The organism is Streptomyces sp. NPDC019224 (assembly GCF_040632605.1).
Lineage (GTDB): Bacteria > Actinomycetota > Actinomycetes > Streptomycetales > Streptomycetaceae > Streptomyces.
In genome coordinates, this window is the sequence record NZ_JBEYCF010000007.1 from 146,148 (window position 1) to 161,400 (window position 15,253).

Here is a 15,253-nt window from a genome sequence, read left to right on the forward strand (position 1 = left end):
TGTGGTGGGGTCCGGGGAGCGGAGGAGGCGGTGACGTGCCGGTGGAGATCACCTGGTGGGGTCATGCCACGTGCACGATCGAGGACTCCGGGGTCCGCTTCCTGACCGACCCGCTGTTCGTACGGCGCTTCGCGCATCTGCGGCGCCGGCGGGGCGCGCTGCCCGGTCCGGACGCGGCGGTGGCCGATGTGGTCCTCATCTCCCATCTGCACTCCGACCATCTGCACCTGCCGTCGCTGGCGCGGGTCGCCCCGGGGGCCCGGGTGGTCGTGCCGCGTGGCTCGCTGCGGTCGGTTCCGGGTCTGCGGCTGCTGCGCCGGGCGCGCGGGCTGCGGATCACCGAGGTAGTGGCGGGCGACGAGGTAGGGGTGGGCGAGGTGCGGGTCCGGGCGGTGCCGGCGCTGCACGACGGCCGGCGGCTGCCGATGGGCCCGCACCGCTCCCCCGCTCTCGGTTACGTGGTGGAGGGCACGGCGCGTACGTACTTCGCCGGGGACACCGGGCTCTTCGACGACATGGCGCAGGCGGTCGGTCCGGTGGACGTGGCGCTGCTGCCGGTCGGCGGCTGGGGGCCCTATCTGGGCCACGGGCACCTCGACGCGGGCCGCGCGGCCCAGGTGCTGACCCGGCTGCGGCCGCGCGCGGCGGTGCCGGTGCACTACGGCACGTACTGGCCGATCGGGATGGACGGGGTCCGGCCGCACGAGTTCCACGCCCCGGGCGAGGAGTTCGCGCGGAAGGCGGCCATGGCGGCGCCCGAGGTCGTGGTGCACCGGCTGGCGCACGGCGAGCGGGTACGGCCGGGGTGCTCCGGGTGATCGATTTCCTGCGGGAGACGGCGCAGCTGCCTCCGGAGTCGACGCGGCAGGCGGTCGGCTATCCGTCGCTGTTCCTGCTGGTGGCGCTGGGCGCCCTGGTGCCGGTGGTGCCGACGGGCGCCCTGGTGAGCTCGGCGGCCGTGGTGGCCTTCCACCAGTCGTCGCCGTTCTCGCTGCTGATGGTGTTCGCGGTGGCGTCGGCGGCGGCGTTTCTGGGGGACATATCCCTGTACTGGCTGGGGCAGCGGGGGGTGCGGTCGAAGAACGGGTCGCGGTGGCTGCGGACGATCCGGGACCGGGCCGCGCCGGAGCGGCTGGAGCAGGCGCAGCGGAAGCTGGACGAGAAGGGGGCGACGGTGCTGGTGCTGTCCCGGCTGGTCCCGGCCGGTCGGATCCCGGTGATGCTGGCGTGTCTGCTGGGCCGGATGCCGATGCGCCGGTTCGCCCGGGGCGATGTGCCGGCGTGCCTGGCGTGGGCGGCGACGTATCAGCTGATCGGCGTCCTGGGCGGTTCGCTGTTCCCGGAGCCCTGGCAGGGGGTGGTGGCGGCGGTGGGCCTGACGCTGCTGCTCAGCGGGGCTCCCGCGATGTGGCGCCGGACGCGGGCGAGGTGGGCGCGGTGAGCTCAGCCGGCCGGACCCTCCAGCAGGCGTGAGCCGCCGATGGGCAGGTCCCAGAGCCGGTCGCGGGGGTGTCCGGCGCGCTGCCAGGCGGTGCGCAGCCGGGTGAGCGGTTCGAGGACCGGTTCGGCGGACAGCAGGAAGGTCGCCCAGTGCATCGGGGCCATGGCGTGTGCGCCGAGGTCCTCGTACGCCTGCACCGCCTCCTCCGGCTCGGTGTGGACGTCGCCGAGCCACCAGCGGGGCTCGTACGCGCCGATCGGCAGCAGGGCGAGGTCGATGCCGGGGTGGCGGCGGCCGATCTCGGCGAACCAGTGGCCGTACCCGGTGTCACCGGCGAAGTAGATCCGTGGGCCGTCCCCCGTGGTGTCCTGGATGACCCAGCCGCCCCACAGCGAGCGGCAGGTGTCGGTGAGGGTGCGCCGGGACCAGTGGTGGGCGGGCACGAAGTCGAAGCGCACCCCGCCCAGCTGTGCGGACTCCCACCAGTCGAGTTCGGTGACGTTGCCGAAGTCCCGGCGGCGGCACCACTGGCCGAGGCCCGCCGGGACGAACAGCGGGGTGTGCCGGGGCAGTCTGCGCAGGGTGGGGGCGTCGAGGTGGTCGTAGTGGTTGTGGCTGATGACGACCGCGTCGACGGGCGGCAGGTCCTCCCAGCGGACGCCGACGGGCGTGATCCGGGCCGGGGTGCCGAGGATGCGGCGGGACCAGACGGGGTCGGCGAGGACCGTGAGACCGCCGGTGCGGATGATCCAGCTGGCGTGCCCGGCCCAGGTGACGCAGCCGGCCCCGGCCGGGACGGGCGGCAGGGGCTCGGGGGCGTACGGCAGGCGGTGGATGTGGCGCAGGCCCTCCGCGTTGGGCCGGATGGAGTGCTCGCGGGCCAGGCGGGACATGGCTTTGACGCCGGGGAGCGGGGCGGTGAGCCGGTCCGCGAAGCTCCGGGGCCAGGTGCGCACCTCGCCGAGAGGACGCGGTGCGACGACCTCGCCGCAGGACACGGGGGGTGTGGCCCGGGCGAGGGCCTGGCCGGCGGATCCTCGTGGAGCGGCCTGCGGCGTCTGTGGTGTGCTCTCGGTGTACGCCCGGATCTCCCCCGTACTGGGTGTGCTCGGGTGATTCGGGCGTGCGGCGAGAGCGCGTGCCAGGCGTCGCGGGCCCACGAAGATCCGCCGGTCAGGCCCTGAGGGGCGCTCGGTCTGGTCCGTCATCGGGGCTCCCGTCCAGGAATGCGCCGGCGCGGTGGGTCAGCGCGGTTCGTCTGGGGCTGCTCGGAAAATGCTCAGCGCTGCCGCGATGTGCGGCAATTCGAGGGGGTCCGCGGCGGTGAGGGCCTCGGTCTGCTGCTCCGGGGTCGCGCCCAGCAGCGAGCCGGTGCCCAGCCGCACCCGGAGCGCGCCGAGTTCGTCGCCGAAACGGTGTCCGCCGGGGGTGGGGGCGCCGAGCCGTTCGGAGAGGTACTCCTCCAGTTCGAGCGAGTCGGTGACGCCCCGGGCGGCGAGCCGGGAGCGCAGCGGGCCGAGGTCCGCGTAGAGGTGGCGGCCCGCCTGCGGGGGCCGGGCGAGGGCGCCCCAGGCGAGCACGGCGCGGTGGATCTCGGTGGCGATGCGGGCGTGCAGGGCGGCGGCGCGCCGGGCGCGTCCGGTGACGGCGTCCGGTTCGCGCAGCGCGTGGGCGGCGGCCGCGGCGACCGGCCCGGCGATCGAGGCGCCGAGTGCGGTGAGGACGTCCAGGGTGCGGGCGTGGCGCACGGCGGAGCGCGCGGTGGCCGGGAACCGGGCGACGGCGACCGGCCAGGCGGCCGGGGTCAGCGCCCCGTACAGGCCGGAGACCACCGTGACGTCGTCCGGGCACATCTCGGCGGGGCTGACCAGGACCGTCTCGTGCGGCCGATGCAGGGTGTCGCGCCAGGTCTCGTCGCTGACGATGTGCAGCCCCTCGTCCACGGCGGCCTCGCACGCCTCGCGCAGGAGTTCCGGCGGGGCGACCGTGGCGGTGGGGTCGTCGGCCACCGAGAGCAGCAGGAGCCGCGGTCTGCCGCCCTCGGCGCGCACCCTCCGTACGGTTTCGAGGAGCGCGTACGGGTCGGGCACGCCGCCGCACTCGGCCGGCGTGGGCACCTGGTAGGCGGGCCGGCCGAGCAGTCTGGCCTGCGGGATCCAGGAGGCGGGGCAGGGGCGCGGCAGCAGCACGTCGCCCCCGTGCGCGGCGATCAGCGCGAGCAGCAGCGGGGCCGTGCCGGGTGCGGCGGCGATGTGTTCGGGGCCGCCGTGCAGCCCGCGCCGCTCCCAGTAGGCGCGGGCCGCCTCGCGCAGGGCGGCCGATCCGCCGGCGGGTTCGGGGGTGGCGCGGCCGGCGGCGGAGGCCAGCACCTCGGCCAGCTCCGGCAGGACGGGCAGGCCCGGCCAGGGGGCCGGCGGCCCGTACCGTACGGGCCCCCGGTCCTCCCGGAGCGTGTGCGTGGGGCGCTCGTGACGCCCGGTCCGCTCCCGGCCCATCGGGCCTCCTTCGCCACCGCTCGCCGATCCGACCCGCCGTTCGCCCTCCGGACCTTTATACGAGGGAACGGGGCGGGGCGCCTGCCCTGGAGCGGGGGCGTCGCTTCACGCCCTGCTCCGGTCGTGGCCGAGGCGGCCGGACAGTTCGTCGGCGCCTTCGAGGGCGAGGGTGGCGAGTTCCCGCTCGCGCTCCTCGTTCCAGCGGATCATGGGGACCGAGACGGAGAGCGCGGCGACGACCCGCCCCGACCGGTCGCGCACGGGTGCGGCGACACAGCTGACGCCGGGGCCGGACTCCTGGTACTCCGTCGCGACGCCCCGTTCCCGTACGGCGTCGAGCGCGGCCCGCAGCTCCCGGTCGCCGGTGATGGTGTGCGGGGTCAGAGCGGGCAGCTCAAGGCCGTCGAGCCGGGCGTCGAGCTCCGGGGCGGGCAGCGAGGCGAGCAGCATCTTGCCGGCGGACGTGCAGTGGGCGGGCAGCCTGTGACCGGCCGCCGAGACCATGCGTACGGCGTGGGTGGAGTCGGCCTGGGCGACGCAGACGGCGTCGGTGCCGTCCAGGATCGCGACGTGCACGCTCTCGCCGCAGCGCGCGGCCAGACGCCGGGCGACCTGCCGGCCCTCGGTGGCGAGGTCGAGCTGTTCGGCGTACCGGCTGCCGAGCTGGTAGGTGCGCACGCCCAGCCGGTAGCGTCCGGGCCGCTCGGGGTCGGTGACCAGGTACGAACGGGCGGCGAGCGTGGTGAGCAGCTCGTGGACGGTGGTACGGGGGAGCTGGAGCTTCCGGGTCACCTCGGGCGCGGAGAGCGTGCCCTCGCCGTGGAGGAAGAGTTCGAGCACATCGAGCGCCCTGGTCACCGCGGGGACGAGTCGCCCCATGGCCGTGCACCCCCCTCTCCGCGTCGGGCAGGCCGGCCGACGATCGGTATGACGGTCATAGGTTACCTTCGGCGTGGCCGCTGGTTCGGGGCGGTGATGTGGGGGTATTCGCTGTCGCATGTCCTCAGTGAGCAATGCTTCCCTCCCGTCCCGGTTGACGGGACTGCGCGACCGGTTCCACCGGCGCGATGTCGCCGTGTTCCAGAACCTGGCCCGGCGGCACTGGCCGGCCGCGGGCCCCGTACTGCCCCGGCTGAGCCGCAGCGCCAACCACGGGCTCCTGTGGTTCGGCGCGGCGGCCGGCATGGCCGCCTTCGGGGGCAGTGCGCGGGCCCGGCGGGCCGCGTTGCGGGGCGTCGCCTCGCTCGCGGTGGCCTCGGCCGCGATCAACACGGTGGGCAAGGGAGCGGTCCGCCGGGAGCGGCCGGTCCGGGACGCCGTACCGGTGATACGGCAGCTGAAGCGGCAGCCGGTGACCACGTCGTTCCCCTCGGGGCACGCGGCGTCGGCCGCGGCGTTCGCCACCGGGGTGGCGCTGGAGTCGAAGGGCTGGGGGGCGGTCGTCGCGCCGGTCGCGCTGTCCGTGGCGGTGTCCCGTGTCTACACCGGGGTGCACTACCCGAGCGATGTGCTGGCCGGGGCGGTCCTGGGAGTGGGGGCGGCGTTCGCCCTGCGCGGGGTGATACCGACCAGGGGACAGCTGCCCGCGCCGGGCAGGCCGTCGGCCGATGCGCCCGCCCTGCCCGAGGGGCGGGAGCTGGTGGTCGTCGTCAACCAGGAGTCGGGGACGGCGACGGCCACGGCCTCGCTGGTCAGGAACGCGCTGCCGGAGGCGGAGATCGTCGAGTGTTCGCCCAACATGCTCTCCGCCGAGTTGGAGAAGGCGGCCGGCCGGTGCCGGGCGCTGGGGGTGTGCGGCGGGGACGGCACGGTCAATCAGGCGGCGGCCGTGGCGGCGGCGCACGGCCTGCCGCTCGCGGTGTTCCCCGGCGGGACCCTCAACCACTTCGCGTACGACCTGGGCATCGAGACGGTCGCCGACGTCTGCTCCGCGCTCGTCGACGGGAGCGCCGTGCGGGCGGACCTCGGCCGCTTCCGACCGGGGCCCGACGGGCCGGGCGGCGCGCCCGGCTACTTCCTGAACGCCTTCAGCCTGGGCGTGTATCCGGAGCTCGTACGGATGCGGGAGCGCTGGTCGCCCCGGATCGGCGGCTGGCCGGCGGGGGTCCTGGCGGCCCTGCACGTGCTGCGCGGCGAGCGCCCGCTGGAGGCCGAAATCCAGGGCAGGCGACGCCCGTTGTGGCTGCTGTTCGTCGGCAACGGCCTGTTCCAGCGGGTGGGTCCGGCGCCGGGTCGGCGGCACAACCTCGCGGACGGGCTGCTGGACGTACGGGTCGTGCACGGCGGCCGCACCCCCGGCCTGCGGCTGCTGGCGGCGGCGGTCTCCGGTCCGCTGACCCGCTCCCCCATGCATGCGGCGGTACGCCGGCAGCGGGTGCGCGTCGCCGGTCTGAAGCCCGGGACGCCGTACGCGTACGACGGTGAAGTGGCGCACAGCGGAACCGAGTTGATGGTCGACAAGCTGCCGGAGGCGCTGACGGTGTACTGCCCGAGACCGGTGTAGGAGACCGGGCCCAAAGGCCGGCGGGCGGCCGACACGGAGTCGGCCGCCCTTTCGCACGCCTCACGACCATCCACATAACGAGATGGCCATCTCATTATTCGGCAACAGGCTCTACGGTGGCACTACCGATCACCGCTTTCGCGGTTCGCGTTTCGAGAGAGGACGCATGCCCATGCCGAAGGAGACCGCCGTCTACACCCACGGCCACCACGAGTCGGTGCTGCGCTCGCACCGATGGCGCACCGCCGCCAATTCCGCGGCCTATCTCATCGCCGAACTGCGCCCGGGCCTGGACGTCCTGGACGTCGGCTGCGGCCCCGGCACCATCACCGCGGACCTGGCCGCCCTGGTCGCCCCGGGCCGGGTGACGGGCATGGACACCACCGACGAGATCCTGGGCCAGGCCGCCGAGGTCGCCACCGAACGCGGCCTGGACAACCTGGAGTTCGCCGTCGCGGACGTCCACGACCTGGACTACCCGGACGACTCCTTCGACGTGGTCCACGCCCATCAGGTCCTCCAGCACGTAGGCGATCCGGTGCAGGCGCTGCGCGAGATGCGCCGGGTGTGCCGCCCCGGGGGCATCGTCGCGGCGCGCGACAGCGACTACGCGGCGATGACCTGGTTTCCCGAGTCGCCCGGTATGGACCGCTGGGCAGACCTGTACGGCCGGGTGGCCCGGGCCAACGGCGGCGAGCCGGACGCAGGACGCCGTCTGCTGTCCTGGGCGCGGCAGGCCGGGTTCACCGACATCACCCCCACGGCGGGCTCGTGGTGCTACGCCACGCCGGAGAGCCGGGCGTGGTGGAGCGGCCTGTGGGCCGACCGCACCGTCAGCTCGGCGTACGCGAAGCGCGCGGTGGACGGCGGGCACGCCACGACGGAGGAGCTGGCGGAGATCGCCGGGGCGTGGCGCGCCTGGGGCGAGGAGGGCGACGGCTGGTTCATGGTGCCGCACGGCGAGGTGCTCTGCCGCGCCTGAGCGGCCGGAACCGAATGGATCACATGGCGGCGGGCCGCCAACTACCCTGGCCGGTATGGAGATCCTGGGAACCACGCTGCGTATCTGCGTCGACGACCTGGAGGCCGCGGTGGCCTTCTACGAGGAGCTCACGGGCGCTCCCGCCCTCCGCTTCGAGCGCGGCGGGGTGTCCGTCGCCGCGATCAGCTGCTTCCTGTTGATGAGCGGCCCCGAATCGGAGCTGGAGATCCTGCGCAAGGTCACCGCGACCATCGCCGTGAAGAACGTCGACGAGGCCCACGAGTCCCTGACCCGGGTCGGTGCCCGCGTCATCGCGGGCCCGGTCCCGACCCCGGTCGGCCGCAACCTGATCGCCGTGCACCCGGACGGCTCGGTCTTCGAGTACGCCGACCGCAACCTGCCCGCCTGATCCCGGCCCCGGGCGCCGCCCCGGGACCGCAGGACCACGTCGGCGCGGCCACGGCCCGCGGAAGCCGTCGCGCCGTCAGGCCTTCGGGCGCATGCGGAAGTCGTACAGGTCCGGCAGCGGTTCGTCCGTGAGCCGGTGCCACACCTCCTCAAGGATCTCCGCGCCCTCGCGCAGGTCGGCGACCTCGAAGCCCGCCTCGAACACCGCCTTCGCGGCGTCGGGGCGGCCCTCCTCGGTCAGCAACCGGGCCTCCAGCAGCCGGAACCGGCCCCGCGCCCGGACCTCCGGGGGCAGTGCCGACCACACCTCGCGGGCGGCGGCGGTGGCCGCGGTCGGGTCCTCCGGCCCGGTCGCCGCCGCGGGCAGGGTCAGTACGGCACGTCGTACGGTGGTGGCCAAGGCGACCTCGCTCCCTCGCACGGGTCGCCACAGGTCCGGGCGCCCCCCGACGACCATGGAACACGGCGCCCGCCGCCCCGGCCAGGGGCTACGGCGTCACTCTTCGGCAAAGGGCCGGGGCCACCGCCGCCCGGAATTCCGTTTCCGCCTCGCCCGGGGCCCCCGTACGCTCGCTCCGGACACGGAACGCGGCAGGCCGAGAGGAACAGCGGAACAGATGAGCACGCAGCACACGTACCGGGTGATCGTGCGCGGCACGTGGCAGGACCTGACGGACGCGGCGCGCGAGCGGCTGCTGGCCGGGGTGGAGGAGCACGGCCTCGCCGCGATGCAGTTCACCGAGGAGGGGTCGCTCACCTACGACCGGGTGCTCAAGCACTTCAGCTTCCGGTACGTGGTCGTCTCGGACGCCGAGGACGGCGAGGAGATGGCGGGCGCGATCGCCGAGGACCGGGCGCAGACGGCGCTGCGCGAGGCGGGTTACGGCCATGGCGGGCTGCGGTCCACGGTGACGGACATGGACACGATGAAGATCAATTACAAGCGTCGCTGAACACGACGGCGCCGGCCCCTCGAGGGACCGGCGCCGCCCGCTTCGCACCCGCTACGGCGCGGTGACCTCCGCCGTGAGCATGCCGGTCCACGGGCACCAGTACAGGCCGGGCAGGAACGCGCCGCCCGCCTCGTCCAGGTGGTCCTCCACGTACGGGGTGGTGGCGTCGCAGACCTCGATGGCGGCCTCCGCGAACTGAACCGTGTCGGGGTTGTAGTGGAAGCTCCAGCGGGGGTTGTAGTCCGCCGAGCGCTTGACGATCCGGCCGATGACGATCTTGCGCTCGCCGGTCTCGACGATCTGGCGGGCCTCCTGGATCTTCGCCGGGTCGGTCAGCTTGATGACGAAGTCGGAGCGGGTGATGTCCCGCATGTTGAAGTAAGCGGCTTCTTCCGCGGCACCGGCCGGTCCCGTCTGGGCGGTCACGGCGAGCAGTGCGGTGGCCGCGAGGGCGCCGAGCTTGGCGGTCATGCTTCGCATGAGGGCAACTCCGTGCGTCGGGGCGTGATCGTCACACCCGTTCAGCACGCACCGTAGCCATTGGTTACGTGTAGTGACGTTCCTGCGGAATCGTGCCCTCCGTGAACCACCGGGTCGGCGCAAAGGAGGGCAACCCGCACCCGGAAGGTGATGGACCGTGCGGATGCGGGAACCCGTTCCGTCGTCCGACTCCGTACGAAAGGTCCGTCCCATGACCACCGCACAGACCACCACGCTCGGCCCCGACAGCGACCTCACCGAGGTCTTCGAGCTCGCCCAGCAGCTGCGGGTGGACTCGGTGCGCACCAGCACCTCGGCCGGCTCCGGGCACCCCACCTCCAGCCTGTCCGCGGCCGATCTGATGGCCGTCCTCATGACGCGCCATCTGCGCTACGACTGGGACGCCCCCGACGACCCGGCCGGCGACCACCTCGTCTTCTCCAAGGGCCACGCCTCACCCCTGCTCTACGCCATGTTCAAGGCGGCCGGTGCGATCACGGACGAGGAGCTGATGACGACGTACCGGCGCTTCGGTCACCGGCTGCAGGGCCACCCCACACCCGAGCTGCCCTGGGTGGACGTGGCCACCGGCTCGCTGGGGCAGGGCATCGCCTACGGTGTCGGCATCGCGCTCGCCGGGCGGGACCTGGAGAAGCAGCCGTACCGGGTGTGGGTGCTGTGCGGGGACAGCGAGATGACCGAGGGGTCCGTGTGGGAGGCCCTGGACAAGGCCGGCCGGCACGAACTGGGAAACTTCACCGCGATCATCGACGTCAATCGCCTCGGGCAGTCCGGCCCCACCGAGCTGGAGTGGGACACCGACACCTACGCGCGCCGCGTCGAGGCGTTCGGCTGCCGCGCCCTCGTCGTCGACGGCCACGACCTGACCGCGGTGGACCGCGCGCTGAGGACCGCGGCGGACGGCAGCGCCCCCACCGTGATCGTGGCGAAGACCGTCAAGGGGCGCGGGGTGAGCGAGGTCGCCGACAAGGAGGGCTGGCACGGCAAGCCGCTGCCCGAGGACCTGGCCGAGCGCGCGGTCGAGGAGCTGGGCGGGGTCCGCGATCTGCGGGTCTCGGGCCCCCGGCCGCCGAAGGCCGCGCCCGTCGCCGCGCGGTCCGGAGGCACCGTGGAGCCGCCGCGCTTCGAGAAGGGGGACGAGGTCGCGACCCGGGTCGCCTTCGGCAAGGCGCTGGTGGCGCTCGGGGCGCGGCCCGAGGTCGTCGCCCTGGACGCGGAGGTCGGCAACTCCACGCACTCCCAGGACTTCGAGAAGGCCTACCCCGACCGTTTCTTCCAGACGTACATCGCCGAACAGCAGATGGTCGCCGAGGCCGTCGGCATGGCCGTGCGCGGCTACCGCCCGTACGCCACCACCTTCGCCGCGTTCCTCACCCGGGCGCACGACTTCATCCGCATGGCGGCCGTCTCGGACATCACGATGGCGCTGTGCGGCACCCACAGCGGGGTGGAGATCGGCGCGGACGGCCCCTCCCAGATGGGCGTCGAGGACCTGGCCATGATGCGCGCGGTGCGCGGTTCGACCGTCCTGTACCCCAGCGACGCCACCTCGGCGGCGGCCCTGACCGTGGCGATGGCCGACATCGACGGCATCTCCTACCTGCGCACCACCCGGGGCGCCTACCCGGTGCTGTACGGGAGCGAGGAGACGTTTCCCGTCGGCGGCTCCAAGACCCTGCGCCACGGCGACGACGACCAGGTCACCCTGGTCGGCGCCGGGGTCACGCTGCACGAGTGCCTGGCCGCCGCCGACCGGCTGGCCGGGGAGGGCGTACGGGCCCGGGTCGTCGACCTCTACTCCGTCAAGCCGCTCGACGCCGAGGCCCTGACCCGCGCGGCCCGGGAGACCGGGGCCCTGGTCGTGGTGGAGGACCACCACCCCGAGGGGGGTATCGGCGAGGCGGTGCTCTCGGCGCTCGCCGCGGCCGGCAGCCACCCCGCCTTCGCCCATCTCGCCGGCAGCGGCCTGCCGGGGTCGGGCACCACGGCGGAACTGCTCGACGCGGCCGGGATCTCCCGCGACCACATCGCGGACGCGGCCCGCCGCCTGGTCGGGTAGTCAGCGCATCTCGGCGGTGATCGCCCAGCGTTCGTGGTCGCGCCAGGCGCCGTCGATGTGGAGGAAGTCCGGCGAGTAGCCTTCGAGCCGGAAGCCCGCCCGGCGCACGAGCGCGATCGAACTCTCGTTGCCTGGCTGGATGTTGGCCTCAAGACGGTGCAGGCCGAGCGGGCCGAAGGCGTGGTCCAGGACGAGGCCGAGCCCTTCGCCCATGAGGCCGCGTCCGGCCGCGTGGGCGAAGGCCCCGTAGCCGAGGGCGCCGCAGCGGAAGGAACCGGCGACGATGTTGTTGATGTTGATGAACCCGGCGATCGCGCCGTCGCCGGGTCCGCCCGCCCGGTCGCGTTCGCACACGAGGAAGCCCGCCCGCGCCGGGTCGTCGATGAGGGCGCCCGCGTAGGCGGCGTACGTGCCGGCAGTGGTGGGCGGGAAGAGCCAGGGCCGGTGCAGGGCGGTGCTCTGCCGGGCCCGTGCGGTGAACTCGTCGGCGTCGCCCGGGGTGAAGCGGCGGATCGCCGTACGCGGTCCCTCGGCGAGAGGGCGGGTGTCGGACATCGTCCCAGCGTAGAACGGCCGTGCGGGCGGGGCTCGTGGACCCTGCCCGCACGGCCGTCGCCCGCGCTCCTACTTGGCCCGTCTGCGGAAGAAGTAGGCCCCGCACGCCATGCCCGCCACGAACATCACGACGAGCCACACGTAGAGCGGCGCCGTCACCAGCGGGATGATGAGGCGGACCTCGACGTCCTTGGTGTTCTCGGCGATGAAGACGACCGAGAGGACCGCGATGACGAGGACCAGGATGCGGGCGGGGGTGAAGGCCCCGCTGCCGCTCTTCCCGCTGCTCGATACGTCCTTCGGGCTCATGAGCAGCCCCTTTCCCGGCCCTGTAAGGCCGTCGCCCCGGGCTCCAGGATGGCGCCGCCCCCGTTCCCACCGGCGGAGATGTTCGGCCATTCGGGTGACGGGGGCGGCGGCAGCGGGTCAGAGCAGTGCGGGCACCTCGGCCGTGAGGGTGGCCGGGCCGCCGTCCGCCGGGGCGTCGAGCACGGCCGGCACGCCGAGCGGGATCGTGAGCCCGGTGGGTCCGTGCCCGAAGCCCAGCTCCTCGACGACCGGGACGCCCAGCGCCCCGAGCCGGTCCGCGAGCACCGCCCGTACCTTCTCGTACGGCCCGCACCCCGCCCAGGAGCCGCAGGCCACCCCGGCGACGCCGTCCAGCGCCCCGGCCCGCAGCAGCTGGGTGAGGATGCGGTCGAGGCTGTACGGGTCCTCGGTGGTGTCCTCGATGACGAGCAGCCCGCCCCGGGCCGATCCACGGCCGTGCGGGGTGCCGAGGTCGGCGGCGAGCAGGCTCACACAGCCGCCGTACGTGACGCCGCGCGCCCGGCCCGGCACCAGCGCCCGTGCCTCCTCCAGGCCCAGCGTCCGCTGGGTCTCCGGCTCGAACAGGGTGGCCCGCAGCGACTCCTGGGTGCGCGGGTCCTTGAGGAACGTCTCGGCCCCCACCATGGGCCCGTGCAGGGTGGCGAAGCCGGTCCGCAGCGCGAACGCCTCATGGAGGACGGTGATGTCGCTGTAGCCGACGAAGACCTTGGGCCCGGCCGCGCGCACCGCCGCCCAGTCCACCAGGTCGACCATGCGGTGCGCCCCGTACCCGCCGCGCGCGCAGATCACCGCGTCCACGGACGGGTCGCACCAGGCGTCCCGGAGGTCCCGGGCGCGTCCCTCGTCCGGGCCGGCGAGGTAGTCCAGGTCCCGGTGCACGTCGAGCACATGGGGCATCGGCACGGGGTCGAGGCCCCAGCCGCGCAGGATGTCCAGGCCGGGTTCCAGCCGCTCGGCGGGCACGGGCCCGCTCGGGGACACGACGGCGACCCTGGCCCCCGGGCGCAGCCGGGCGGGACGGATCAGCGGGGTCAGGGTCACTTCCTCAGCTCCAGCGGCGGTACATCGGGCCGGTCGAAGCCGAACACCTGGGCGTACAAAGAGAGTTCGGACTCCAGCGCGTCGGTCATCGTGTCGGCGCGGCGGAATCCGTGGCCCTCGCCCCGGTAGGTGCGGTACGCGTGCGGGATGCCGCGCCCCTCGACGGCGGCGAGGAAGCGCTCGCACTGCACGGGCGGGCAGATGGGGTCGTCCTCGCCCTGGAGCAGCAGGAACGGCGCGGTGAGCCGGTCGGTGCGGCCGACCGGGGAGCGTTCCCGGTAGCGCTCGGGGACCTCGGCGAGGGGGCCGACCAGCGATTCCAGGTAGCGGGACTCGAAGTCGTGGGTCTCGTCGGTGGCCCAGCCTGCGAGGTCGAGGATGGGGTAGATGATGGTGCCGCAGGCGTAGACGTCGGTGCCGGTCAGCGAGGCGGCGCTGGTCCAGCCGCCGGCGCTGCCGCCCCGGATGGCGAGCCGGTCCGGATCGGCGGTGCCCTCGGCGGCGAGCGCCCCGGCGACGGCGGCGCAGTCCTCCACGTCGACGATGCCCCACTGCTCGCGCAGCCGGTTGCGGTAGTCGCGGCCGTATCCGGCGGAGCCGCCGTAGTTGACCTCGGCGACACCGATGCCGCGTGAGGTGAAGTAGGAGATCTCCAGGTCCAGGACGAGCGCGGCGTGGCCGGTGGGCCCGCCGTGCGCCCACACCACATAGGGCGGCAACTCGCCCTCGGGGCCGGTGTGCGCGGGGTTGCGCGGCGGGTAGACCTGGGCGTGGATCTCACGTCCGCCCGGTCCGGTGAAGGTGCGCAGGACGGGTTCGGGGTAGTACGCGGGATCGACGGCGTCCTGGTGCGGGGTGCCGATGATCCGGGTGTGTCCGGTGGCCGTGTCCAGCTCCACGATCTCGTACCCGCTGTGCGGGCCGGCGGCGACGCCGGTGACGCGGCTGTCCTGGACGGTGAGGGTGGGCGCCCACTCGGTCCAGGGGCCCGCGATGTCGACGAGGTCGCAGGTCTCCGGGTCGAGGATGCCGAGGGTGGTGGTGCCCTTCCCGTGGAGGGTGGCGATCAGCCCGTTCGCCAGGGGGCGGAACCAGACGAGCCCGATCTTCCACAGCGGCCCGGCGAACTCCTCCTCACGGGCGCAGAGTTCCTCGGTCGCTCCGCTGTCCGGGTCGAGCCGGTACAGGTTCCACCAGCCGCTGCGGTCGCTCGCCAGGAGCAGCCGGCCGTCGGCGGTCCACTGGATCTGCGGCACGGATTCGTCCGGGCCGCCGGCGAGGACGCGGGGGTCGCGGAAGGTGCCGTCGTCCGCGAGGGAGGCGACCAGGACCTCGGTGCCGTCCCAGGGCATGCGCGGGTGGTCCCAGCCGATCCAGGCGGCGCGCCGCCCGTCGGGCGAGACCTCGGGTGCGGTGACGAACCGGTGTTTCTCATGGGTGAGTTCGCGTACGGCGGAGCGGTCGTCGGCCGCCGAGCCGTCCAGCGGTACGGCGGCGAGGACGCGGCGCAGTTCGGAAGGCGCGTCGCCGGTGAACTCCTCCAGGACGCACCAGACCTCGCCGGCCCGGCCCCGCCCGGGGTGCAGGCGCGGGTCGGCCCAGCGCAGTCCGCCGCCGACGGAGGAGACGGGGGTGAGCGGCCAGGGTTCGCGGGCGCCGTCGGGCTCGTACGCGTACAGCCGCTGGTCGTCGAAGTGGACGAAGACGATCAGCGGGCCGCCCTCCGCCCGTGCGGTTCCGGCCCAGGGCTGTCCGCCGTACTCGATGACGCGGCTGCGGACGTTCCAGGGGGCGGGCAGCTCGGTGGTGGCGCCTTCGGCGGTCCGGCGGACGAGGGCGCGCCGGCCGGCCTCGGCGGGGCGCGGTGCGGTCCACCACAGTTCGTCGCCGACCGCGCCCGCGTACTCGGGGCGGCCGTCGTGGGAGGCGGCCAGCGCGGCGTCGATCGGCGAGGGCCAGCTGCCGTAGGGCTGTGTGGTTGGCAT

General features: G+C 74.2%; 15 protein-coding genes and 1 pseudogene. 7 read left to right on the forward strand and 9 right to left on the reverse strand.

Translation table 11 applies throughout. The features are described 5' to 3' along the window. The first annotated feature begins 35 nt into the window (after positions 1-35). Together ABZ564_RS07055 and ABZ564_RS07060 are read left to right on the forward strand one after the other, a co-directional pair. Positions 36-818 carry an MBL fold metallo-hydrolase gene (locus tag ABZ564_RS07055; RefSeq protein ID WP_360850745.1) on the forward strand — a complete coding sequence of 261 codons (783 nt, stop codon included), beginning with the start codon at positions 36-38 and terminating at the stop codon, positions 816-818. Continuing rightward, positions 815-1,441 carry a VTT domain-containing protein gene (locus ABZ564_RS07060; RefSeq protein WP_360850748.1) on the forward strand — a complete coding sequence of 209 codons (627 nt, stop codon included), beginning with the start codon at positions 815-817 and terminating at the stop codon, positions 1,439-1,441. Before ABZ564_RS07055 ends, ABZ564_RS07060 begins: the two co-directional genes overlap by 4 nt. Positions 1,442-1,443: 2 nt before the next feature. Here the strand turns inward: ABZ564_RS07060 and ABZ564_RS07065 are convergent, their stop codons facing one another. The 3 genes from ABZ564_RS07065 to ABZ564_RS07075 form a co-directional block, all read right to left on the reverse strand. Beyond that, a complete protein-coding gene (locus ABZ564_RS07065) occupies positions 1,444-2,649 on the reverse strand; it encodes an MBL fold metallo-hydrolase (protein WP_360850751.1) in 1,206 nt (401 codons plus the stop codon). A 36-nt stretch (positions 2,650-2,685) separates the two neighbouring features. Then, positions 2,686-3,936, reverse strand: coding sequence for an aminotransferase class I/II-fold pyridoxal phosphate-dependent enzyme (locus tag ABZ564_RS07070; protein WP_360850754.1), 1,251 nt, complete (start codon positions 3,934-3,936; stop codon positions 2,686-2,688). 105 nt (positions 3,937-4,041) lie between these two features. Then, on the reverse strand, positions 4,042-4,815 hold the full coding sequence (locus ABZ564_RS07075) for an IclR family transcriptional regulator (protein ID WP_360850757.1): 774 nt from the start codon (positions 4,813-4,815) through the stop codon (positions 4,042-4,044). A gap of 118 nt (positions 4,816-4,933) precedes the next feature. Between ABZ564_RS07075 and ABZ564_RS07080 the strand changes: the two genes are divergently transcribed. The 3 genes from ABZ564_RS07080 (at position 4,934) to ABZ564_RS07090 (ending at position 7,830) form a co-directional block, all read left to right on the forward strand. After that, positions 4,934-6,439 carry a phosphatase PAP2 family protein gene (locus ABZ564_RS07080; protein WP_360850761.1) on the forward strand — a complete coding sequence of 502 codons (1,506 nt, stop codon included), beginning with the start codon at positions 4,934-4,936 and terminating at the stop codon, positions 6,437-6,439. 172 nt (positions 6,440-6,611) lie between these two features. Beyond that, positions 6,612-7,421: a methyltransferase domain-containing protein gene (locus ABZ564_RS07085; protein ID WP_360850764.1), complete on the forward strand. Its 810-nt coding sequence runs from the start codon at positions 6,612-6,614 to the stop codon at positions 7,419-7,421. A gap of 55 nt (positions 7,422-7,476) precedes the next feature. Continuing rightward, entirely contained in the window at positions 7,477-7,830 is a 354-nt protein-coding gene (locus tag ABZ564_RS07090) for a VOC family protein (protein ID WP_360850767.1), read from the forward strand. 75 nt (positions 7,831-7,905) lie between these two features. Here ABZ564_RS07090 and ABZ564_RS07095 read toward each other — a convergent pair. After that, a pseudogene (locus ABZ564_RS07095) lies at positions 7,906-8,148 on the reverse strand (DUF5107 domain-containing protein); the annotation flags it as partial. A 298-nt stretch (positions 8,149-8,446) separates the two neighbouring features. Between ABZ564_RS07095 and ABZ564_RS07100 the strand changes: the two are divergent. Continuing rightward, positions 8,447-8,782: a DUF6204 family protein gene (locus ABZ564_RS07100; RefSeq protein WP_360850771.1), complete on the forward strand. Its 336-nt coding sequence runs from the start codon at positions 8,447-8,449 to the stop codon at positions 8,780-8,782. Positions 8,783-8,833: 51 nt separating this feature from the next. Here ABZ564_RS07100 and ABZ564_RS07105 read toward each other — a convergent pair whose 3' ends face one another. After that, on the reverse strand, positions 8,834-9,262 hold the full coding sequence (locus tag ABZ564_RS07105; RefSeq protein ID WP_360850774.1) for a calmodulin-binding protein: 429 nt from the start codon (positions 9,260-9,262) through the stop codon (positions 8,834-8,836). 211 nt (positions 9,263-9,473) lie between these two features. Here ABZ564_RS07105 and ABZ564_RS07110 point away from each other — a divergent pair, with 211 nt between their 5' ends. Further along, on the forward strand, positions 9,474-11,342 hold the full coding sequence (locus tag ABZ564_RS07110) for a transketolase (protein WP_360850777.1): 1,869 nt from the start codon (positions 9,474-9,476) through the stop codon (positions 11,340-11,342). Here the strand turns inward: ABZ564_RS07110 and ABZ564_RS07115 are convergent, their stop codons facing one another. The 4 genes from ABZ564_RS07115 to ABZ564_RS07130 form a co-directional block, all read right to left on the reverse strand. Next, a complete protein-coding gene (locus tag ABZ564_RS07115) occupies positions 11,343-11,897 on the reverse strand; it encodes a GNAT family protein (protein ID WP_360850780.1) in 555 nt (184 codons plus the stop codon). Positions 11,898-11,966: 69 nt separating this feature from the next. Continuing rightward, positions 11,967-12,206, reverse strand: coding sequence for a DUF1049 domain-containing protein (locus ABZ564_RS07120; RefSeq protein ID WP_360850783.1), 240 nt, complete (start codon positions 12,204-12,206; stop codon positions 11,967-11,969). Between the two features lie 117 nt (positions 12,207-12,323). Beyond that, positions 12,324-13,268 (reverse strand): LD-carboxypeptidase, encoded by a 945-nt coding sequence (locus ABZ564_RS07125; RefSeq protein ID WP_360850786.1) that lies wholly within the window; start codon positions 13,266-13,268, stop codon positions 12,324-12,326. Next, entirely contained in the window at positions 13,265-15,253 is a 1,989-nt protein-coding gene (locus tag ABZ564_RS07130) for a prolyl oligopeptidase family serine peptidase (RefSeq protein ID WP_360850789.1), read from the reverse strand. Before ABZ564_RS07130 ends, ABZ564_RS07125 begins: the two co-directional genes overlap by 4 nt.